Raw genomic sequence first — 22,269 nt, 5'->3', positions numbered from 1 at the left:
TTCTGCGCCTTTATAGCGCCAAATCGTCCCTGTGAATCAGCGCTGCGCGACCAGGATAGCCCAGCGTTGCCTCAATCTCTGAGGATTTTCGCCCTTTGATTGCGTCCGCCTCTTGCGCGGTATAGCGGCTGATGCCCTGTGCCAGCCGACGCTCTTGCAGGTCAAGAATGGCAACCGGATCGCCCCGGCCGAAATCACCGGTCACTTCGACGATACCCGCAGGCAACAGGCTTTTGCCATTCGAAAGCGCCTTTGCGGCGCCATCGTCAATCGTGATCTCTCCGCGCGGTTTCATCGCCGAGATCCAGCGCTTGCGCGCCGCATGCGGATCAAGCGTTGCCGTGAACCACGTGCTGTTCGCGCCATTTTCAAGCGATTGCAACGGGTTGACCGTCGATCCTTCGGTGATCGCCATATCACAGCCCGCAGCCGTCGCCATCTTGGCCGCCATCAGCTTGGTCTTCATGCCGCCTTTGGAGAGGCCAGATCCAGCATCACCCGCCATCGCCTCAATCTCGGGCGTGATCTGTTCAATCGTGTCGTAGCGCGTGGCCGAAGCATCCTCGTTCGGATTGCCGGTATAGAACCCGTCCACATCCGACAGAAGGATCAACTGGTCCGCACCAACGGTTACCGCGATCTGCGCGGCCAGTCGGTCATTGTCGCCGTAGCGGATCTCGTCCGTGGCGACAGTGTCGTTTTCATTGACGATAGGCACTACGCCGAGGCCCAAAAGCGTCTCAAGCGTTGCGCGTGAGTTCAAATAACGGCGACGATCCTCGCTATCCTCGAGCGTCACCAGCACTTGGGCCGTGGTGATCTGGTGCGGGGTCAGCGCCTCTTCATAAGCACGCGCGAGACGGATTTGCCCCACAGCCGCTGCGGCCTGTGACTGCTCCAGCGCCAACGCCGCCGCGGGTAAGCCCAAAACACCGCGCCCCAAAGCGATCGAGCCAGAAGACACCAGAATCACATCCGTGCCCTGCCCTTTCAGCCAGGCCACGTCCTGAGCCAATGATTTCAGCCAATCTGAGCGCAGCTGTCCCGTATTCCGGTCCACCAGCAAGGCGGACCCGATCTTGACCACCAGCCGACGGGCTGCGGTCAGGGTTGCCACGGCGCGGCCTCCTCGGCGGGTTTCTGGCGCAGGCGATTTTCGTCGATCTGAGCACGGAGGGCGCGCAGCACCTCGGTCACGCCCAGATGCGCGACACCTGACATCGTCATGACCGGGCCGCCAACGGCCTCTTCCAGCTCGACCTTGGCCAAATCACGCTCCTCGTCATCCAGAGCGTCGACCTTGTTCAGAACCGTGATCCGAGGTTTCTCGGCCAGTTCTCCGCCATAGGCCTCAAGCTCATGGATGATGGTGCGATAGTCGTCTGCCACGGTTTCCGAAGTGCCATCGACCAGATGCAGCAATACGGCGCAGCGTTCTACGTGGCCGAGGAACCGGTCTCCGATCCCGCGCCCTTCATGAGCGCCTTCGATCAGGCCGGGAATGTCGGCCACCACAAATTCCACATTATCCACGCCGACCACGCCCAGATTGGGGTGCAGCGTGGTAAACGGATAGTCGGCGATTTTGGGTCGCGCGTTAGAGGTCGCGGCCAGAAAGGTCGATTTGCCTGCATTGGGCATGCCTAAAAGGCCAACATCCGCGATCAGTTTCAGCCGCAACCAAATGGTGCGATCAATACCCGCCTGCCCCGGATTTGCCCGACGCGGTGCCTGGTTGGTGGCCGATTTGAAGTGGAGGTTACCAAAACCGCCATTGCCGCCCTTGGCCAGCAGAACCCGCTGCCCGACCTCGGTCAGGTCGCAGATCACGGTCTCTTCGTCCTCATCGAGGATCTCTGTCCCGACGGGAACGCGCAGGATGATGTCGTCACCATCCTTACCCGTGCGTTGCTGGCCGCGACCCGGTTGTCCGTTCTTGGCAAAGAAGTGCTGCTGATAGCGGAAGTCGATCAGGGTGTTCAGCCCATCGACAACCTCGGCCCAGACGGACCCGCCTTTGCCGCCGTCCCCGCCATCAGGGCCGCCGTATTCAATGTACTTTTCGCGTCGGAAGCTGACGCAGCCGCCACCTCCGGCCCCGGACCGGATGTAGACCTTTGCAAGATCGAGAAATTTCATGGTCTGTCCCCTACTGCAAAGGCCCCATCGGCCACAAGTCAGAGTTTCTTTGTATACGTCCAGGTGGGCACATTCGCGTCGCGCGCCACCGAATAGCTTTCTGCATCGCCCAGATACTGGAACCCGCAATGAGTCAGTACCCGCGCCGAGGCCGGATTGTCCTGAAACACGCTGGCGAACATATTGGCGTTCTCAAGCGGGTTGGCACCGACCAGGGCCTCAACCGCCATCGAGGCAATGCCCGTGTTCCAATAGACAGGCGCAACCCAATAGCCAACCTCGGACTGGTTGCGATCAAGCCGCTGTAGTGAGATCAGGCCGATCAGCTCGGGCCCGCCGTCTTTCGTGGCGTCCATCGCCCAGACATCCTCATCCCGGTCTTCCGCCATCGAGCGGGTCACGAAGGCCTCAATCGAGCCCGGCGGCAACGGGTGCGGGATCGACGTGGTCATCCGCGCCACACGCTCATCGCCTGCGTAATGTTCGATAAGCCCCATATCCGACCGACGCAGAGGGCGCAGATCGAACCGCTCGGTTTCGATGACCGGCTGATTTATGATTGCTTCAAGTTTCATGAGTGCGTTCCTCCTCCGAACAACACAAAAAGTACGGACGCAACAGTCAGACTGGCGAGCGTCCACATCAGATATTTTTCCGCAGGCCGACCTTCAACCACATGGGCGATCCGGTCCCCTGCAAATGTCCAGATCGGGTGCAAAACGATCTGGCAGAACAACAAACAAAGAGCGATCGTGAGCGTCGCCTCAAAACTGGACGTCCCCGCCGCAACGAACCCCGTGAACCCAGCAATGATCATCGCCCAGGCCTTGGGGTTCAGCGGATGAACAATGAGTCCAGACAAAAAGCCCGGTGCTTTCCCATCCGCCGTTGCTCGCGATAGCCTGAGATTGGCGATCTTCCAGGCCAGCCAGCAAATATAGGCAGCAGAAGCGTATTTCAGCACCTCAAACGCCAGCGGAGCCTGATCGGCAACCTGCATCAGGCCAAAGCCTACGGGCCAGATGATCAGCTGCTTGCCCAACACGACCCCGGCCACAAAAGGCAAAGCGGCGCGAAAGCCATAGCGCGCACCTGTTCCCATCAGGACCATGTTGGCCGGTCCCGGCGTGCCAACCTGTGAGGCGGCAAAGATGAGAAAGCTGGTGGTTGCGACGGGCATTGCTGTTCTGGATCACGACTGCGTTAAAACGAAAAAGGGACCGGCATTTTCTGCCGGTCCCCCATGAATTTTTTTTAAACCTTCTGGGTTTCGGCTTACTCTGCGGCCTCCGCCACTGGCAGGACCGAAATGAAAGTGCGGTTTTTGAGTCCCTTGTGGAACTTTACGGCGCCATCGGTGGTTGCAAAGATTGTGTGGTCTTTGCCCATGCCGACGCCTTCGCCCGGCCAGAACTTGGTGCCGCGCTGACGTACGATGATGTTGCCTGCGATGGCCGCCTGGCCACCATACAGTTTCACGCCAAGGCGACGACCAGCTGAGTCGCGACCGTTACGGGAGGAACCGCCAGCTTTTTTATGTGCCATTCTCTCTCTCCTTAGCCTTGAGCCAGCTCTTTGGCTTGCTCAACCCATTCGGGCTTCACTTTGATGGTGTCGATAGCAGCAATCTGCTCGTCCGACAAGGCGGCCAGAGCGGCAAAGCTCTCGATACCGGCCTCGTTCAGCTTTTTGGCAGCTGCAGGGCCAACACCGTTCAGCTTGGTCAGATCGTCAGCGGCAGCAGCGGCGGGTGCCTCTGCTTTGGCTTCTGCTTTCTTGGCAGGCTTTGCAGCAGGTGCCGCTTCGCCAGCCGGAGCCGATCCGGTTGCAGCTTTGATGCCCGACTTGTCAGCGCCCGACGACAGGATGTCGGTGATTTTGACCAGAGTCAGCTTCTGACGGTGGCCAACAGTACGCTTCGAGCTGTGCTTACGACGGCGCTTGACGAATTTGATGACCTTGTCACCTTTGATCTGTTCGATCACTTCGGCCTGTACGCCTGCGCCTTCAACGAAAGGTGCGCCAACAACCGGAGCGTCGCCGCCCAGCATCAGAACATCGTTGAATTGAACTTTTTCACCTGCGTCTGCAGCCAGTTTTTCAACGCGGAGCACGTCGCCCGCCTGAACCTTGTACTGCTTGCCGCCAGTCTTGAGGACCGCAAACATGCGTCTTTCCTTTTCTAACCCGCGTTCTGTGGTCCCCTACCGGGCGTTTTTGGCCCCAAGAAACTTGAAAGCCACCTCGAACAGCGCGCCCTGTTTGGGCTGTGTGGAAGACCCCGTGAAGTTTCAAAGGGTCATATAATAACGACACCCGGCGCGGAGAACCGGCCGGGATGCGCGCTTATCCACATAATGAAAGGCAAAGTCAACACCCAAGACTGGTCAGAGATCAGAGGATTGCCAAACCTGCGCCACCGCCGCACCCAGACGGTACGAGATCCCATCAAACATCTCGTCAAACCCTTTGAACAGGGCCGCGTTCAAGGCCTGCCCGGTCTCGGTTCTGGAAAACGCAATATTCTCGCGCATCTCGACCTCGTCCAGTGGCTGATAGGCCAGAAGCAGAAAGGAGTACAACCACATCGTCGTCTCTTCCGTCACGGTGTCTTTCTGCGCCAGTAACCCATCCAGAACCTCTTCGTATTCGGCCAGACTGTCCCCATAGAGACCCAGGAAAAAGTTGTAGTCCGAACTCAGCGAGCCTTGGACGTTCTGGTCAATCAGGTCGTTCGCGCGAATGTATTCCTCGACCAGTTCGAACCGGGGCGAGTCGGGTTTGGTGCCCTCATAGGCCTCGTTCGCCATTTCTTCGATCGCCTCATCGGCAAAGGCTTTGCGGGCCGAGTTCTCCAAAGTTACGATCGTCTGCCCCAGATCGCTTTCGAAGAAGACGATTGCCTGATCCATCTGCTCCTTCGTCATGCCCTCGGCGAAGGCTTCGGTCAGACGGGACTTCATCCAGGAGTGGTTGTAGATCTCCTGAACCTGATCGTGAAACAAAGGGCCTCCGTCACCGTCCAACAGGCTTTCTTCGAGTTCCTGCTGATGGACCATGCCTTCGTCGATCAGAATTCCCACAACCTGATCCAGCTTCATGGCATGCGCCAGCCGATTGGCCCGTTCATTCGCGACAGCTGGCAGTGCGCAGAGAATCGTCACTACTAAGGCAAGTGCTAGACGCATCAGATATCCTGAGCCGGATGAAGGTCAGCCATGCGGACAGCCAGAACCTCAAACCGCATGGCCATGATTTCATATTGGATCGCGTTCAAAAGCTCGTAGACCTCTTGCATCAATGGCTGTTCAAGCGCTTCGGCATAGGCCTCGACCTCTTCGTCCGAGAAATCCTGATAGGTATAGGCCGCCCCGGCTAGCGCCGAGAGCTGCAAGGCTTGGCGCATCCCGGCCTCGTTCTGCCGAAGCATCAACCGCAGTTCATCCGCGTCCAATTGCAGATCAATCACGCCAGACGCGCTGGCCGCCAGAAGAAACCGCAATTGGATCTCCTGCAGGGCACGCAACGACGTCCCGCTGGCATCAATCGCATTGTTCATCCGCTTGAGCTGTTCCACCCGGGGCGAGCCATCCTGCACGAGGCCAGCCACGATTTCCTGCCCCTCCTGCTGTTTGGCCTCTTCATCGTCATTCAGATGCGCCGCGTTTTCGACCTCAACCAGCCTTTGCCCCAGATCCGAGGCATAGAACTCCACCGCATGGGCCAGCGCCTCATCGCTCAGCGTCTCTTCGAGAATCGAGACCGCCGTTTCATGCATAAGCTGGGTATCGAATACCTCTTCGGTGAGGCGGGTCCAGTCTGATCCGAATCCATCGGGATCGATGCCCAGCATTTCAGGGGCGGAGCCTGACGCCAGCGCGATACTCTCCAGCGCCACATCAAACCCGGTGGTATTGAGGAAGGCTTCGATCCGGTCGCGATTGGCCGCAGCCGAAGAAACAGGGACCAAAACAAGCGCGACAAGCAGCGCGAGCAATGGGAAAACAGAACGCTCAACTCGATTTTTCATGACTATCAGCCTAGGTGTTTTGTTGCGGCAGGCAATGGAAAATCCAAGGAATGTGATTTCTGGGAATTTTCTGCTTGCACCCCTGCGCGTTCCTCACTAAATCCCCCCCTCACAGACCCCCGCGGAGAGGTGCCGGAGTGGTCGAACGGGGCGGTCTCGAAAACCGTTGTGGGTGCAAGCCCACCCAGGGTTCGAATCCCTGTCTCTCCGCCACTATTACCCTGAAATTAAAAGATAATTCACGCATTGCGGGGCGTAGTGTGCTTTCTGTTTTTGTCGGTGTTTTCGACCAAAGGTGTCATACTATGACCCCTTTTGGGCCTTCCGACACTGCCGACTATGCCCCCCCTCGGACGACAGCTATGTCACCTTTGGCACTTCTTCACACCCATATAGGCAAACGAAAAAGGGGATCCTGCGTCTGCAGGATCCCCTTTGAATTTTGCTTTGTTGAGGAGCTTCAGCGAAAGCCGTTGTCACCATCGGCCTGAGCCCGGGAGATTTCTTCCTGCGTCAGATACCTCAGGTAGTAGCGCTCTGTTGTCAGCAGAGAACCATGGCCAATGTACTTCTGGACTTTGTAGATCGACCACCCTTCCTTGAGGCGTTCGATTGCGAACTTGTGCCGAAGATCGTGAAGACGCGCCCCAAATCCGGTCTCCTGACCATACTCCCAGAACAGGTTCGAAGGATCTTTGTAGAAACCGTGGTCGGTCGAATTCCAGAACACATAAGGAGATGCATTTGAGCGTGGAATTTTCATCAGAATGTCGATGGCCTCCTGACGCAGGTCGATAGTGCGGACCTTTCCTCCTTTTGTATTTCTCAGGACTGCCTGCACATTGCCTTCTATCGGAGTTTCCATGCCAGAGATGTCTGGCCATTGTAGCATCGCCATCTCAGTCACGCGTCCGCCGGTGGCATCGAGGAAGTTTGGAAAAAAATGCAGAGTGCCGGGAGCTCGCGCAGACAGCTTCTGGATGCCTTGCTCAGTTGGCAGCACGATATCTGGCAAAACTTCCTTCATCCCCTGCTTCTCATAAAGCTGGACGGGATTCACGTCGATCCATCCGTCATTTTTGATCGACTTCATGAGATTTGTGAATGCCGTCAGATCCCGATTGATGGTGGACACCGTCACCCCTTTTGCACGCCTACGTGATACGAATTCCGACACAACGGCTGTCGTAATTTCGGCTGACATCAAATCTTCGATGTTACAACCAATGTCCTCGCAGTACCCGTCGATAACGCCCAGGATCTGGCGCAGACTGCACCGATAGCGTTTACGCGTCTCAGCACCCCACGAGCTGCTTTCCAAACCCAATACGTCATAGAATTTGGCAAGGCCCGCACCAAAGCTCCAATCCAACTCACCAGCCTCATCCAGCCCTCTCAGCTCCTTTATGCGGCCTTTGGCTTTTTTCTCCGCGACTCTTTGAGAAGTTGTGCGAAGCGACTCTCGGTGGGTGACGCCGTGGATCTTGACCCGGAGCCACCAATACTTGCTGTTGTTCGGCTTGAAGATGTTTTTTGGTTTTTCTTCTTTGTTAGACATTTGCTGCCCTCATTTATCCATAGTAGGGCCAGGTCGTGATCAAACGTCCAGACACCGCCATGTTTGGCGGCACCAGGAATGTTGTCGTTTGCCGCATGCTGCGTGATTGCCCTTTTCGACAATCCAGAGAGCTTTGCGACAGCCGACGACCTGAGCCTCGGTTTCATCGTTTCGAGGACATTGGCCGTTTCCTCGGAAACCGAAATTTTGGTTTGATTGGTTTGATTGGTCATAGGACTGTTCCGGTACGGGTTTGAGTTTTCGTAGCCGGGAAGTCAGTTCGTCAGCGATTGCCGAGAAACAGGTTTGACTGACGGATCGTCAGTGGATTGCCAGTGGGATCGTCAGCATTCTTTTTCACTCAACACATTGTTTTCTTGCGTTTTTAAGGAAGAAGATTTTTTCAACCTTAGAATTTAAAGATGCACCTTTTTGCCGCTGGCCAATTTTGTCAGCGGAATATTCAAGCGCCTTTGAACGGACTGGTATTGGCGCCAAAGGGCCTAATTGAGCGTCTTGATCGTTTGTTTTGGGCTGATACGGGCGATAGGGACATAATCATGCCCCCACCCCTGCCTCAGTCAGCGGATCCGACCAGTGACCGCGCCGCCAGACGTGCTCTCAGCCGATTGCGACAGTATCGGAACCGACTGAACAGCAATATCTGGCTGCGATACCATGCCAGATCCGGATCAATGGGTGGCTCGCCGTAGTCATTGGACTGCAGCACGAAATCCCCGTATCCTGGTAACAGTGCGTTGACAGCGGCGACGAGATCTTGTCCCACCGCTTCGATGCAGTCGTCATCGCGGGCGTCGAGAACGTCGCCGCGTTCCAGCCGGTTGATCATGTGAAGGAACACGCGTCGCTCCGGCCCCTTGGGGGCCGGGAGACGCCAGGCGCAGATGTGCGCGAATGCGGCGGCGTCGGATATGACGCAGGCCGCGAGTTCTTCGAGCGATTGCTCGCGACGAATGTATGTATAGCTCATTCGTCTGCTCCTCAGGCCGCGGCATCGAGATCTTGCGCAACATCACGGTCGCCTACGGCATCGATCCTCGCCAGCGTTTCGTCGAGACGTTCGTACAGAAGGCAGAGAGTCGGGACGGCGGGATCTTCGGGCGAGAGATCGGCAAAGCACCCGCTTTCTTCGCTGTTGATGTCTGCGACATGTTCGAGGCCCAGCAGACCCTTCAGCCACATCATTCCCCGGCGGTGACCGCTTGTGAATGTGTCTGCCGTGGCGACAGAGGCGCGCAGCCTCTGCAGCCGCATGAGCGCGGAGGATCCGCCGAGGATTAACACGCCGTGCTGCAGATCCAGATCGTGGGCGGCGAGGAACTCGCGCAGGAGTGTCAGAGATTTGGACGTTGTCATGGGGATATTCCCTTTGTTATGCCGCCCCCAGCGGACGACAAGCACACGAGCGGGGGATCCTCCTTTAACCTCGTGCGGGGTTTCGGTTCATTTCTTCTTTGAGCTCCAGCTTTTCTGTCTGTCTTACTGCTCACAAAGAAGCAGAAAGACAGACAGAAAGATGGAAGCACTCTGCAATCCTTGACGGTTCACCGGTCACGCCTCTGTTTGCCCCTCCGTCATCGCCTTGAGCCTCGATCAACGCGCTCGGCGCGCAGGGATGGAAACCGGCATCCTGCACAGCCTTAGATGAACTCGAAGAGCTTCATGTGGGTGTCGTCGACGAGGCCCGCCAGGGACTTCTGACCTTGCAGGCGCCGGGCCTTTCCGACCATCTCAGCCTGATTCTTCGCCGCGGTGGCCGGCGATGTCTGGCCGCAGGCCGCCATCGCCATGTCGGTTCCCGCAATACCGCGCTCCACTCCGAGAAACGTGTGCAGAATGGTGCGCGCGATGTGTTCGCCGGTTTCATAAACCCGGCGCCAGCAATCGGAGACATAATTGTATCCGACCGCTTCTCCGTCATTGCGGATGAACAGCGGCCGTTTGGTTTTCTGGCAATCTTCCCGCATCTGATCGAGCCAGGCCTCGTCACAGCCGCGCAGGATCAGGGCATCAATGAAGCAGTTCAGACGCGGATCGATCTGCGCATCGTAAGTCCCGCCGTTCTTCGACAACGTCACATGCAACGCGTAGACCCCGTCGCGCCAGTAAACGTGCTCGCCCAAAACGAGCCGCGTATCCGCCAGCCGAACCGGCAGCACGGAAAACAGCGCAAGAGCGGCCGCGGTGTTTCTGGCAGCTTGCTGCGACTGCGGACAGGTCAACGTTGTTGCTTCTTTCAGCAGGTCATCCGCCCGGTCGATGATCGCCACCGGCGAGTAGCCGGTTTTCTGCAGTTTTTCATATTTATTCTTCGGAGCCTTGCGCGCCCGCTCCTCCGCCTTGCGAAGCAGCTCGGAGAGCAGCTCCAGCACCTCCGGATCGGTGCCGACATATCTGGCAGATTTTTTCAAGGCTGAGAAAGAGGCCAGCTGTGTCGCAGCGGCGAGGCCGCGCCCACGCATGTCTCGGGCGTAAGCTTTAATTGCGTCGGTCGAAAAGCCTTCCATCACGCCTGCCTTCCGGGCCGAATACGCCAGCTGACGCAGCTTCATCCGGTACGTCGGGATCATCTCGGGCGACGGCGCGATGACGCCGCCCCGGTCGAATCCGGCTTCCAATTCGGCCAGGGCGTCTGTCCAATGCCGCGGCAACTCGTCTGCCGGAACGGACACCTTGAGCGCGCGCATTCGCGGCTTTGCAGCCCCTGGCTTTCGGTTCGCGGCCTCCGTCTCGCGGATCGCGTCAGTCAGAACCAGGATGGCCGGCTGGCCGGGGAACACCGCCTGCATCGCACGCTTCAGGGCGCGCAGGCGGTTGGCAGATTGGTAGCCCGCATCGAAAGACAGACATTCGGAAACATTCAGCTCCCAGATCGATGCGATCTGCCGGTCTTCAATAAAGGCCAGGAATTTGTCGAGGATTCGCATCTGCGGCGCGGTCACGGAATCCGTGTTCAGCGTTGCGATCAATGGATCCCAGCGCGGGTGCTGCAGGATTTCATCAACGGTACGGCGATCGGGTTTTATCATGCCTTCAGCCTCGTCAGATCGAGTACGTATTTCTGCACCTCGGAGCGCTGTGTGCGTTTGTTTACCCAGCCGTAGTTCCTGCGGGCTGTACCGACGGTATCGTCGAGCAGCCGCTCGAGCAGGTCCCATCTGCCTGGATTGGCTTCGATCAGCAGCGAAGCCAACCCGTGTCGGAAGTTGTGCGGCGTCATCGGCAGACCAGCGTCGCGGGTCTCGCGCTTGAACCATCCGAGGAAGGTCTCGTATGGCAGATGCCTCGACGCCTCGATCCCAGGGAACAGGAAGTCGCTTGCATCAGCGTGTGGGTACAGCGGCCGGATCTTCTCCATGTACCATTCGATCACTTCGAGGCCATTCAGGTTTCCGCGCTCGATTGGCGCCCAGACCTCGTTGTCGTTCTTGGTGTGCTCCGGCGACAGCGTGATCGTCGCGTGATCGGTCATTGCGGTCGGCAGGTGGAAAGTGATGTCATTGCCACGGAAGCGCAGGCTCAATGCGTTGTCGATGCGGAGGGGCGCGCCACGGGTCTCGAGCGCGCAGATTGCGGCGACAGAGCCCAGGGCTCGCACTTTTTCCATCTCGCGCTGGGGCAAATTCCGGCAACATGCCGTGTATTCTGCCAGGAGATTCTCGGTCGTATTGCGAAGCTGCACGTGCAGGGAAAGGAAGGTCAGGGTCCGTTTCTGAGATCCCAGCAGGGTCTCACAGAAGGTCCGCGCGCGTGTGGACATTTTCTTCCCCTGCTCTTTTCCTTCTCTGAGAAACCGGTTCGTTTTCAGATGCTCTTTCAGCTTGTCAGGAGACAATCCGTTGCGTGCCATAACGACGCGAATGGCCTTAAGATAGTCATGTGCTGTGCGCGCGGTGATCTTGCCGTGCCCATCCGTGTTGATCGTCCATTTGCGGACGACGAGTGTTGCATTGTCAGGAGTGAGCAGGTCGCGCAGCTGCTGGTCCGTACTGATGGGTATGCACTCGGAAAGCGTACTGACAAACTTGCGCAGTGCGGCTGTCTTTTGCGCAATATCAGCCTCAGAGGTCCCCTGCTCGTATCTTTCCTCAACCGGGTCATATTCGCCTCGTGTTGACGTCTCCACCCATTCCTTGATTTCTTCAGAGATATGGTCCGGTACGCCGGGCAAAACATTGTCTCGCAGGACCTTCGGCTCGGTAAACGGCTCCGCCGGAAGCAGAGATTGGACCGAAGACAGGTATCGGAAATGGTTCAGGCGGCACAGCGCGTTCTGCAGTGACGCCCATTCATTAGCGCTGACCTGAGAACGGAGCGTTGTGAGCCACTCCTGCGACACGTGGCTGGGCTCCTTGCCGTGCTGCCGGGCTAAGTCGGCGAGTTTCCGGATCGGGATTAGCACTTGGTGCGGGTACATCGCCTCCTCGGGCATCCCGGTCAGTGGCTCCAGGGCATCGATCAGGTCAGCCCAGGCATCCTGCCGTGCCCGCCGCTCTTGCTCTTCAGCCAATTGTCCACTTGCCCCTTTTATTGCGGCCTGCACCTTGCGCCGCCAGGCCTTGTAGGCCTCTTCCGTCCGGCCAAGGCCGGGCTTGTAACCCTTCAGCGGGAAGCGCTTGTGGAAGTCATCGAGATCGGCGGGGATGTCGCTGAGGGCACGGTGATCATACCGCTCCTCGCATTTCTTCACCGGGTTGACGTAGTCATCTTTGTTATGCGCGATGGTCCACTCCAGGACGTCCTGCATGGTCATCGGCGCGATAGGTTTGAAAAAGCTCATGAAGGCCTCTTTTCTTGTCCGCTAAATGACAAATTGGCCGTTATTCCCAAAACCGAAGCCCGAAATGACAAATAATCCCGCACTTACCTGAGCCGAAACTTCGGGAGTGTTTGTCATTTTGTCCGCTCGGCCTGTCATCCGTCCGTTGTTCGGCCAATTTCCTGCCCAGTTGTCATTTTCGCGGGAGTGTTGCTGATAAATTGGGCATGGCGGCACCCTGCTTACAGACAAAAGAAAACCTCCTTTCCGGGTGCAGAAAGGAGGTAGGTCCCGAGGGACGTATCCGAAAACCCGGGTTTGGATCAGTTGGGCCTGGGCGGTGCCATGAACAGGCTGGCAGCAGACTGCACCGGTGACGGTGCGGTCTGAGGAACATTGTTTGTCTTCGGCGAGTATTTACCCTTCTTCACCTTGTCAGGAACGAAGGATAGGCTTTCCTGCCTGCGGTCGAATGGCACTGGTTCACCCAGGATCCAAGATTGGATTTCCGCCGGGAAGAACAGGCGCTTCCGCGGGCCAAGATCGATATAGGCAGAGATGGTCTTGTCCCGGTGCTCACCGTTGCTGCGCCGGCGCGTTGTCTTCGCGCTCTCCCCCAGCATCGCTGCGACGTCCTTCAGTTCCATAAGAGGCTGTTTCAAAGCACCAAGATCCTGCACAGAACCGAGGTCGATCCCGAGCATTATCCAAATCCTGGGCCAAGGGAAACTGGAACCTCTCTTGGATACACCCATTCGTCCCATCAGGCTTGGAACGGCAGATCTATCGACCCGAAAAAAAGCGCTGAGTTCCGCGACGGATGCAAGATCGGTTTTTTGCAAAGGTTTTTCAGTGTTTTTCATCGTTTCTCCAGGATTCTGGAGAGGACATGGGCTCAGAGGCGTTTTCTCGAAATGGGTTTGTCCGCATGAGTGCCAAATGTCAGGAATCATCGGCGGAACGGGCGGAAAGCGGAAGTTCGCTGCGGCAGCGGAATAGGATGCCAAACATTCAATGAGCGGACGTTCGATCCCGAGTACCACGGTCCCAGGCAACGTGAACGTCGATGGCGGGCAGGCCTTCGTAAGGAAAAATTTGCCAAGTTACTGATCACTTCCAAAGACGCCTCGATTTAGGTTGTTTGCAAACCTACAATGGCACATCAGGCCAGCGGTGGCGTCTGCACCTTCAGATCCATAATGGCGCGGGTTATTGGTTATTCTCCTCCTGACAGGGTCAAGCCTTCCAGCCACTCAACAAAGTAACTTGCACGGCTGCGTTCCACACCAATGGTCCAAACGGTTTCGGCTTCCCGAAGGATCACGGCTGAAATGCCCGCGACTGGTGTGCGCTTGGAATTGCCCACGGGAAGGCCACCTTGTGAGAAGCTCAGGAAACAGCCCTGATTGAGAAGCTCTTCAGCCTTTGCGCCTTCCAGAGACAGCCAACACAGTGCATCCGAATATCGACTTGCGTGCGCGGATCGATCCGGGAAATTCGACGCAATGGACCTGAGCAACCGCGCTTCGTCATCCGTCTCGCAAAGCACCAACCAAGATCGCGGCGTCAGCCAGATCGCACGCTTTCCATCGCACTCTACGACCAATCCGTGAGAGCGCGGAAGTGAACACCCAATGGCTAACCCGATACTTTTGATGCGTTCCGGGCTTGGGGCGGCGCAGGTGATCAGCACTGCACCCAAATCACGGCGCTCGGACGCTGTGACCCAAGGGATTGAGGCAAGTGCATTGGTGGATCCAAAATCACCACCCAGCGGGGAAATGGTGTCCAACATCATACGTGCAACCTTTCGTTTTTCGGGTCGACAAAGACGGGCACGCAGATCTTGGCCTCCGAGATGCTGCCCTCGGCATAGATATTCACCCTTTCACCAATGCGCGATGCGCCCCGTTCGATCAGCGCCATAGCGATATTGCCTGCATCCGGGCTGTCACATGCCGAGGTGACATTGCCGATGGTTGGGCATGGAACGCTGTCGTACCCATCTGCCAAAATGCGGCCCCCAATCTGGATCGGAGCGTCGATCGGTTTGAGACCAACAAGTTCTTCACGCCTCCCAGAGGCATTATAGGGGAGTGACAGGGCACGCTTGCCAAGGAAATCGGCCTGCTTCTTGGCGACAACTCCGCCCATGCCGATATCCAAGGGCGTTGTGCGTCCGTTGGTGTCAGACCCAAGATGCAGATAGCCTTTCTCCAGACGCAAGCGGAGCCATGCTTCCATTCCGATACGTTTTGCGCCCATGGCGTCGCCTTCACGCATCGCGGCCTGCATCAGTGCTTGACCGTATCGGGCCGGTACGGAGACTTCGTACTGCAGCTCACCTGTGAACGAGACACGTGCGACGCGGGCCGGAACACCGGCAATGTTGCCCTCGCGATAATGCATGTGCGGGAAAGCGTCTTTCGAGATGTCGAAATCAGGTGAGAGCTTTGCCAACAGATCGCGCGCTTTGGGTCCGGCCAGAGCAATCGCGGCCCAGTTTGACGTCACCGGTGCAATCGCCACCTGCATGTCCGGCCATTCGGTTTGACGCCAGCGTTCGAACCATGCGGCAACGGATTCGGCATTGCCTGAGGTCGGTCCGGCGAGGAACAGATTATCGTCGATGCAGGCCACAACCCCGTCGTCAAAAATGATCCCGTCGTCATGGCACATCACCGAATAGCGCACCCGCCCCGTTTTCAGGGTGGTGAGGTTGGAGACATAGAACTTGTTGATGAACGCCCGTGCATCTGGGCCTGCGACTTCGATCTTGCCGAGGGGAGAGGCATCAAACACACCTACCGCGCCTCGCACAGCTTTCATCTCAACTTTGATGGCCGCCTCACGGTCAGTCCCATTGCAGCCATACCAATCGGGGCGTTGCCAGCCGAAGTCCTCAAACTTGGCACCGTGTGCAACATGGTCCTGATGCGCAGGCATCAAGCGACGCGGGGCGTAGCCATCCATTTGCCGATGATGTGCAATCGCGCCCATTCGCGTCGCCGTATAGGGCGGGCGGAAGGTCGTGGTGCCGACCACTCCGATATCGCGACCTGTTGCATCTGCCATTATGGCCAGACCGTTGATGTTGGACGTGCGTCCCTGATCTGTTCCCATCCCCAACGTGGTGTAGCGTTTCAGATGCTCGACCGAGACATAGTTTTCACGTGCGGCCAGTTTGATATCTGACGCTTTCACGTCGTTTTGCAGATCGACGAACATATTCTTCGGATTGCCGGTGGGCGCCTGCCACATGGCGGCGACACCCCCCATGCCCAGCATAACTTCCGATTGCGGAACATCTGCACCAGTATTCGCAATCGTCTGCGCCGCCTCGTGGCCTTGCGCGAGCACCTCGGCCAGATTACGCGCACCGGTTACAGCCCCAGCACTGTACCATCTGCGTGGCAGGGTTGGGCAAACGAAGGATGCAGATGCCTCGTCGTAGACCGGCTTTGAACCACGGTGCGCTGCCAGATGGACGACGGGGGTAGAGCCGCCTGCCAAAGCAATGGCGTCACACGGCAAGCTAACCTGCTGGCCACTTTCGCCTGAAACCGCAACTGCCTTGACGTGTTTGCCACCGGTCACGTTTGAGACATGAGCCCCGAGATGCACCCGCGATCCCGCCGCTCTCGCGGCCTCGACATGGGCCTCGGACGGCGCTTGCCTGGTATCAATAATATGCGGAGCGCTCAGCCCCGCCCGGGCCACCTTCAAAGCCGTCAGATACCCGCTGTCATTGTTCGTGAAAATCACCAACTGTTGACCTGCAGCCACGCCATATTCACCGATGAATTGACGAACAGAAGACGATAGCAACGTGCCCGGGCGGTCGTTGTTCTGGTAAACCAGCGGACGATCCACAGACCCTGTAGCCAGAATGACATGCTCGGCTTTGAGCTTCCAAATGCGTTCACCCTTCAGACCGCCTTCGTCAACAAGGCTTTCGACCATGGTAAAGAAGTTTCCCTCATAGGCCCCCGTCACGAAGGTATTGAGAAGCAACGTTCCGCCCTCGGCCGTAAAGTCGGAAACCACGCCGTCGGCCCAGTCCATGCCGCTTTGCCCGTCAACATCGGCATCTTCCCAACGCAGCGCGCCGCCTGCAGCGTTGGCGTGATCGACAAGCACGACATCGCGGCCCGAACCTTTCAGGGCCCTGACAGCGGCAAGGCCGGCAGGGCCTGCTCCGATCACCAGCACATCACATGTCGCATGGCGGTATTCGCGCAAACGGCCGTCAACCGCTCCGTCGGGCAGACCGAAACCGGCTGCCTTTCGGATGGCTTCTTCGTACCAACTCCAATTCGGCCACTTGAGTGTTTTGTAATAAAAACCTGCCGTCATAAACGGCGCGGCAAATCGCGTGAATGAGGCGACAAGATCAAAGTCGGGCGACGGCCAACCCGTGACCGACTTGGCTTCGAGACCATCGACCAGGGCGACCTGGCCTGCCCGCAGGCCCGGCTCATAACCATGCGCATCGCGCACAGCCAGCATGGCATTCGGGTCCTCAACACCGGCAGCATATATCCCGCGGGGGCGGTGATATTTGAAACTACGCCCTATGATACCGCTTCCGTTGGCCAAGAGCGCCGAGGCCAGCGTATCACCTGCGAAACCACTGAGAGACCGGCCGTTATAAGTAAACCGAAAGGGGTGCGAGCGGTCGATCCGCCCGCCATTTTCCAAACGAAAACCGCTCACGCCGGACCTCCGGTTTTGAGTTTCATGTTGAAAGTCGTGACTTCAAGAACCTCGTGGCTCACTGTGTCACGGGCGACTTTGAACCATTGTCCGCACCCACCCGAGCAACACCATTGTTCCTGATGCACACCCTTGGGATTGGTGCGGAAATAGAGGTATTCGGTCCATTCGTCGTCGCTCGCTTTTTCAGGCTCAAGTGGGCGGATAATTTCGGCCTCGCCACCATAGGTCAGCTCTTCCTCGTGGCGGATTTCCTGGCAATACGGGCATGTGATAACGATCATTTCTCTTACCCCTCAGTGCGCGATACCAGCCGCCGCGCCCTCGTCGATCAGACGGTTCTCGCGGAAGCGGTTGAGGCCAAACGGTGCAGCAAGCTCATGCGGAGAGCCCTTGGCGATGCAATGGGCAAGCAAGTATCCCCCTGCTGGTATCGCCTTGAAACCGCCGGTTCCCCAGCCGCAGTTGATGAACATGTTCTCAACCGGAGTCTGGCCAAGGATCGGCGACGAATCCGGTGAAATATCCACGATCCCCGCCCAATGGCGCATCAGGCGCATCTGGCTGAAGGTCGGGAACATCTCGACCGCTGAAGTGATAACCTTTTCGATTGTCGGAAAGGTGCCGCGTTGGCCGTAAGAATGGTAGAGGTCTAACACCCCACCCATCACCATCTCCCCTTTCTGGGTCTGGTTGATGTAAACACCCGTGCCCGGTGAAATCACCACATGGTTAAGGAATGGCTTCACTGGCTCAGATACCATGGCCTGCAGGCAATGTGATGTAATCGGCAGACGAAACCCGGCCATTTCGGCGATCACGCCCGAGTGGCCCGCGGTGGCAACGCCCACACGGTCGGTTTCAATCCGTCCTCGGGACGTGTTCACGGCCACGATTTTGCCGTCGGCCATGTCAAAGCCCTGCACCTCGCAGTTCTGGATAATATCGACACCCAAACGATCAGCGGCGCGGGCATAACCCCAAGCCACAGCGTCGTGCCGAATGGTGCCGCCGCGTTTTTGCAGGAAGGCACCACGAACCGGGTATCGACCATTCATCTCCATTCCGGGCAACATTTCCCGCACCTTGTCAGCGCCGATGATCTCGCCATCGACACCGTTGCACTGCAGCCAGTTGGCCTTGTGTCGGGCGCTCTCCATCTGGTGCTGGTCATGTATCAGGGTCAGCCATCCGCGCTGGCTGAGCATTATGTTATAGTTCAGATCCTTCCCCAGCCCTTCATAGAGCCGCAAAGCCATGTCATAGACGGCCGCGCTTTCGGGAAACATGTAGTCCGATCGCACGTTGGTTGTGTTGCGACCAGTATTGCCGCCGCCCAGCCACCCCTTTTCCAACAGAGCGATGTTGGTCATGCCATACTCGCGCGCCAAGTAGTAAGCCGTGGCAAGCCCATGGCCACCGCCGCCCACGATCACCGCGTCGTAGCGTGTTTTCGGCTCGGGCGAGCGCCAGGCCTGCGGCCATCCGTTATGGCCCTTGATGCCCTGCCAGAGCAGATTGAAGACGTTGTAATTCATGGCTCGGATCTTTCGTTGTCCATACCACCGTGAAACCCGCGTTCGCGGTACGGGGACATGCCAAAATGCTTACGATAGATTTTCGAGAAATGGCTGGGACTATTGAAGCCACAGGCGATCGCCACCTCGATGGTTTTCAGGTTGGTCTGCAACAGCATCATGCGCGCTTTTTCTATCCGCAGTCGCATGTAATAGACCTTGGGGGATACGTTCATATGGCGATTGAACAGCCGCTCCAATTGGCGTGTCGAGATTCCAACCTCGTCTGCGATCTGACTGGGGCTGATGGGCGTTTCCAGCGTGTCCAGCATTATATCAACCGCTTCGGATACCTTGGTGTTGCGATCTCCGATCCGCGAGCATTGCGAGATCGTTTGTTCCTGCGATGCGCTTCGCGGGGCTGAACAGACCAGATTGTCGGCGACCCAGGTTGCAGTCTCTGCACCATTGTCGCGCGCAATCAGATGCAACATCAGATCCACTGTCGCTAACCCACCCGCGCATGTGAACCTGTTACCGTTCAGGCTATATAGTGCACGCCCAATGTCGATGTCTTCGAATTGTTCCTGAAGGACGCTGCGATAGTTCCAATGCGTGGTGATCCCTTCGTTCGGCAACACCCCTGCTTTAAGCAATGTGTGCACCCCGCTACTGATCCCTCCGATGGTCACACCGATCCGTGCCTGTTTGCGCAACCAGCTCAGCACTTTCGGTGTGGCGGCCTGCGCAAATGCTTCGCCTCCGAACACCAACAGCGTATCGCGGTGTTTCAGATCAAAAAGATCGCACTCAACCGGCAATTCTATTCCGCCGGACGTGAGGCACGGAGACCCATCATCGCTGACAAAAACCCAGTCATAAGCGATGTCGTCAGAGGTGCGGTTTGCGTCCTTCAACGCCTCTACTGCGGCGCAAACGTCAAAAGCCGAACAACTGCGCAGCAACAGAAAGATGTAACGCTGCGAGGATGCAACCTTGGCTGGCTGCGAACCTTTCACGGATATTTTCTGCTGCTGCGTCATTTGCTTTTCCCCGGTTAGCCGCGCATGCGTGTGCCTTCGGCGTCGTAGATCGGCCCGTCAAGGACCTCTGCGTCGCGCATCTCACCCAGGATTTCGACTTGAAGTTTCGACCCCGCTGCGGCGTTTTCGACGCTGACATAGGCCAGCGCCATGGATTTCTGCGACCGGTGCGAATAGCCGCCCGAGGTGATGTAGCCCACCGCTGCGCCATCTTTCAGAACCGCCTCGTCCAGTGTCACGTCGATCGAGGTATCGATATCCAGAATGACCAGCTTGCGGCCTACGCCTTCTTCCTTGATCTTCAAGGTCGTGTCCTTGCCGACAAAATCCTTGTTCCAGTTGATGAAGACATCCATGCCGCTTTCAATGGCGTTGAAGTCAGGGCGAAATTCCAGCCCCCAGGCTCCCCAACCTTTGTCAAGACGTAAGCTCATCAGAGTGCGGTTGCCGTACCACTTGAAACCCAGATCGGCACCCGCTTCCTCGATCGCCTCAGACAAACGGATCAGGTATTGCGGACGGCAGTAGATCTCGTATCCCAACTCACCTGAGAAGCTGATCCGGTTCAGGATTACCGGCACACCGCCAACGAAGGTTTCGCAAGTGTCGCGGAACTTCATCGCTTCGGCGGACACATCCTTGCGTGTTATACGCTGCAACAACTCACGTGATTTCGGGCCGGACAGTCCAATACCGTGCCAATCACCGGTCTGGTTCTGATGGGTCACACTTTCCGGCAGGGTCTTTGCCCAGAACCTGCTGTGCGCATCCTGCATCGCCCCTGATCCAAAGAGCATAAAGTGTTCGTCATCCAGACAAGCAATAGTCAGATCTCCATAGAGACGGCCTTTTTCGGTCAGCATCGGAGCCAGCGTGATACGGCCCGGCTTGGGCACATAGCCCGCCATGGTTTTGTTGAGCCATTCACGTGCACCGGGGCCTCTGATCTCGTGCTTGGCAAAGTTGGCCAGTTCGATGCCGCCAACGGCGGTCTGCACGGCTTCGCATTCCGTGGCGACGTAGTCGAACGACCGGTTGCGTTCGAATGTCGGTTCCTCATGGGCGTCCTCAGGTCCGTTAGCGAACCAAAGGACGTGCTCCAGCCCAAAGGCCTGACCCATGACAGCGCCCTTCTGGACGAAGCGGTCATAAAGCGCGGTGGTCTGCTGACGACGGCCCTTTGGTAGCGTTTCGTTCGGGAAGGTCATCACGAAGCGACGCTCGTAGTTTTCGCAGGACTTTACGGTGCCCCAATCCGGCGAGGCCCAGTCGCCGAAGCGCGCAATATCCATTGCCCATACGTCGATGGACGGTTCGCCATCGATCATCCACTCCGCCATGGTCAGACCGACACCGCCACCTTGGCAGAAGCCCGCCATGACGCCGACAGCCGCCCAGTAATTCCGCATCCCGGGAACAGGTCCGATCATCGGGTTGCCGTCAGGGCCAAAGGTAAAGGGCCCGTTGATTGCGTCCTTGATACCCGCGTTCGCCAGTGCCGGAATACGATCAAATCCCAGTTCCAGACGGTCGGCAATGTGTTCAAGGTTCGGTTGCAGCAGTTCGTGCCCAAAATCCCAGGGTGTGCCTTCGACTTTCCAAGGAACACCGACCGGCTCATAAGTTCCCAGCAGCATCCCGTCGCGTTCCTGCCGGAAATACAGGTTCGCCTCATAGTCAAAGCCGCAGGGCAGGCGCGAGCCGAAGTTGGCCACTTCATCGATGCGGTCAGTCAGCAGATAGTGGTGCTCCATCGGCTGCACCGGCAGGTTCAGCCCTGCCATATGCCCGACTTCACGCGCCCAGAGACCACCACAGTTCACCACATGCTCGGCAATCACGGTCCCGCGCGAGGTTGTCACCTCCCACATGCCGTCCGGACGCATTTTAGTGCCGGTGACAGGGGTGTGTGTGAAATACTGACCACCGTAGTGACGTGCGGCTTTGGCAAAGGCATACGTGGTGCCTGAAGGATCAAGGTCACCGTCTTGGTCGTCCCACAGCGCGGCGTAATAATACTTCGGATCAATCAACGGATGGCGGCGGGCCACTTCCTCGGGGCTGATAAATTCCTGATCCAGCCCCATATAGCGCGCCTTCGAACGCTCGCGCTTCAGATAATCATACCACGTCTTGTTCGATGCCAGATAGAAGCCACCGGTCAGGTGAAGGCCGACGGACTGGCCGGACAGCTCTTCGATCTCCTTATAGAGGTTGATCGTGTAGCTTTGCAGGCGCGAGATATTCGGATCTGCCGAGATCGTGTGAATTTGCCCGGCCGCGTGCCAGGACGACCCCGAGGTTAGTTCATTCCGCTCAAGCAGGATGGTGTCCTTCCAGCCAAACTTGGCCAGATGGTACAGGATCGAGCAGCCCACCACACCACCGCCAATGATGGCGCATTTGACATGACTCGGCAGCGGCTTGCCGCGGCTGGTTTCATCCTTTTGGATATTGAGCGTCGATTGCGCGAGCGTATCAATCAT

General features: G+C 57.5%; 20 protein-coding genes and 1 tRNA gene. 1 reads left to right on the top strand and 20 read right to left on the bottom strand.

All coding sequences use genetic code 11. The features are described 5' to 3' along the window. Positions 1–10: 10 nt before the first annotated feature. The 8 genes from proB to J7394_RS19870 all read right to left on the bottom strand — a co-directional run bounded on the left by proB (position 11) and on the right by J7394_RS19870 (position 6,169). Complete coding sequence (gene proB / locus J7394_RS19905) at positions 11–1,117, bottom strand: glutamate 5-kinase (RefSeq protein ID WP_209255688.1); 1,107 nt, start codon at positions 1,115–1,117, stop codon at positions 11–13. Then, positions 1,105–2,139 carry a GTPase ObgE gene (gene obgE / locus J7394_RS19900; protein ID WP_170676062.1) on the bottom strand — a complete coding sequence of 345 codons (1,035 nt, stop codon included), beginning with the start codon at positions 2,137–2,139 and terminating at the stop codon, positions 1,105–1,107. The genes proB and obgE overlap by 13 nt, the downstream gene beginning before the upstream one ends. A gap of 38 nt (positions 2,140–2,177) precedes the next feature. Further along, positions 2,178–2,714 carry a GNAT family N-acetyltransferase gene (locus tag J7394_RS19895; RefSeq protein WP_170458229.1) on the bottom strand — a complete coding sequence of 179 codons (537 nt, stop codon included), beginning with the start codon at positions 2,712–2,714 and terminating at the stop codon, positions 2,178–2,180. Beyond that, positions 2,711–3,319, bottom strand: a complete 609-nt coding sequence (locus tag J7394_RS19890) for a LysE family translocator (RefSeq protein WP_170548668.1) — start codon at positions 3,317–3,319, stop codon at positions 2,711–2,713. Before J7394_RS19890 ends, J7394_RS19895 begins: the two co-directional genes overlap by 4 nt. A gap of 95 nt (positions 3,320–3,414) precedes the next feature. Beyond that, the gene (gene rpmA / locus J7394_RS19885; RefSeq protein ID WP_039535512.1) at positions 3,415–3,684 is read right to left on the bottom strand and encodes a 50S ribosomal protein L27; all 270 of its coding nucleotides are present in this window, start codon (positions 3,682–3,684) and stop codon (positions 3,415–3,417) included. Between the two features lie 11 nt (positions 3,685–3,695). Further along, positions 3,696–4,307 carry a 50S ribosomal protein L21 gene (locus J7394_RS19880; RefSeq protein WP_209255686.1) on the bottom strand — a complete coding sequence of 204 codons (612 nt, stop codon included), beginning with the start codon at positions 4,305–4,307 and terminating at the stop codon, positions 3,696–3,698. Positions 4,308–4,526: 219 nt separating this feature from the next. Next, positions 4,527–5,327, bottom strand: a complete 801-nt coding sequence (locus J7394_RS19875; protein ID WP_209255684.1) for a DUF2059 domain-containing protein — start codon at positions 5,325–5,327, stop codon at positions 4,527–4,529. After that, a complete protein-coding gene (locus tag J7394_RS19870) occupies positions 5,327–6,169 on the bottom strand; it encodes a DUF2059 domain-containing protein (RefSeq protein WP_209255682.1) in 843 nt (280 codons plus the stop codon). The genes J7394_RS19875 and J7394_RS19870 overlap by 1 nt, the downstream gene beginning before the upstream one ends. Before the next feature lie 123 nt (positions 6,170–6,292). Here J7394_RS19870 and J7394_RS19865 point away from each other — a divergent pair. Then, positions 6,293–6,382: transfer RNA gene (locus tag J7394_RS19865), tRNA-Ser, on the top strand. 247 nt (positions 6,383–6,629) lie between these two features. Here J7394_RS19865 and J7394_RS19860 read toward each other — a convergent pair. From J7394_RS19860 to J7394_RS19805, 12 genes are all read right to left on the bottom strand, one after another. Next, a complete protein-coding gene (locus J7394_RS19860) occupies positions 6,630–7,727 on the bottom strand; it encodes a tyrosine-type recombinase/integrase (RefSeq protein ID WP_209255680.1) in 1,098 nt (365 codons plus the stop codon). A 577-nt stretch (positions 7,728–8,304) separates the two neighbouring features. Then, complete coding sequence (locus tag J7394_RS19855; RefSeq protein WP_209255678.1) at positions 8,305–8,718, bottom strand: hypothetical protein; 414 nt, start codon at positions 8,716–8,718, stop codon at positions 8,305–8,307. Positions 8,719–8,729: 11 nt separating this feature from the next. Beyond that, the gene (locus tag J7394_RS19850; RefSeq protein WP_209255676.1) at positions 8,730–9,104 is read right to left on the bottom strand and encodes a hypothetical protein; all 375 of its coding nucleotides are present in this window, start codon (positions 9,102–9,104) and stop codon (positions 8,730–8,732) included. Positions 9,105–9,388: 284 nt separating this feature from the next. Continuing rightward, on the bottom strand, positions 9,389–10,777 hold the full coding sequence (locus tag J7394_RS19845) for a hypothetical protein (protein ID WP_209255675.1): 1,389 nt from the start codon (positions 10,775–10,777) through the stop codon (positions 9,389–9,391). Next, positions 10,774–12,528 (bottom strand): tyrosine-type recombinase/integrase, encoded by a 1,755-nt coding sequence (locus J7394_RS19840; RefSeq protein ID WP_209255674.1) that lies wholly within the window; start codon positions 12,526–12,528, stop codon positions 10,774–10,776. The genes J7394_RS19845 and J7394_RS19840 overlap by 4 nt, the downstream gene beginning before the upstream one ends. A 302-nt stretch (positions 12,529–12,830) precedes the next feature. Next, entirely contained in the window at positions 12,831–13,370 is a 540-nt protein-coding gene (locus J7394_RS19835) for a hypothetical protein (RefSeq protein WP_209255673.1), read from the bottom strand. A gap of 353 nt (positions 13,371–13,723) precedes the next feature. Then, positions 13,724–14,305, bottom strand: coding sequence for a sarcosine oxidase subunit gamma (locus J7394_RS19830; RefSeq protein ID WP_209255672.1), 582 nt, complete (start codon positions 14,303–14,305; stop codon positions 13,724–13,726). Next, positions 14,302–17,223, bottom strand: coding sequence for a 2Fe-2S iron-sulfur cluster-binding protein (locus J7394_RS19825; protein ID WP_209255671.1), 2,922 nt, complete (start codon positions 17,221–17,223; stop codon positions 14,302–14,304). Before J7394_RS19825 ends, J7394_RS19830 begins: the two co-directional genes overlap by 4 nt. Beyond that, complete coding sequence (locus tag J7394_RS19820) at positions 17,220–17,507, bottom strand: sarcosine oxidase subunit delta (protein WP_209255670.1); 288 nt, start codon at positions 17,505–17,507, stop codon at positions 17,220–17,222. The genes J7394_RS19825 and J7394_RS19820 overlap by 4 nt, the downstream gene beginning before the upstream one ends. A 12-nt stretch (positions 17,508–17,519) precedes the next feature. After that, a complete protein-coding gene (locus J7394_RS19815) occupies positions 17,520–18,761 on the bottom strand; it encodes a sarcosine oxidase subunit beta family protein (RefSeq protein WP_209255668.1) in 1,242 nt (413 codons plus the stop codon). After that, positions 18,758–19,783 carry a GlxA family transcriptional regulator gene (locus tag J7394_RS19810; protein WP_209255666.1) on the bottom strand — a complete coding sequence of 342 codons (1,026 nt, stop codon included), beginning with the start codon at positions 19,781–19,783 and terminating at the stop codon, positions 18,758–18,760. Before J7394_RS19810 ends, J7394_RS19815 begins: the two co-directional genes overlap by 4 nt. A 14-nt stretch (positions 19,784–19,797) precedes the next feature. Continuing rightward, positions 19,798–22,269 (bottom strand): FAD-dependent oxidoreductase, encoded by a 2,472-nt coding sequence (locus J7394_RS19805; protein WP_209255664.1) that lies wholly within the window; start codon positions 22,267–22,269, stop codon positions 19,798–19,800.

The sequence above is a fragment of the Ruegeria sp. R13_0 genome (genome assembly GCF_017743995.1).
Classification (GTDB): domain Bacteria; phylum Pseudomonadota; class Alphaproteobacteria; order Rhodobacterales; family Rhodobacteraceae; genus Ruegeria.
The sequence above is the reverse complement of the archived record's forward strand: the minus strand, read 5'-3'. Positions and strand labels throughout refer to the sequence as shown.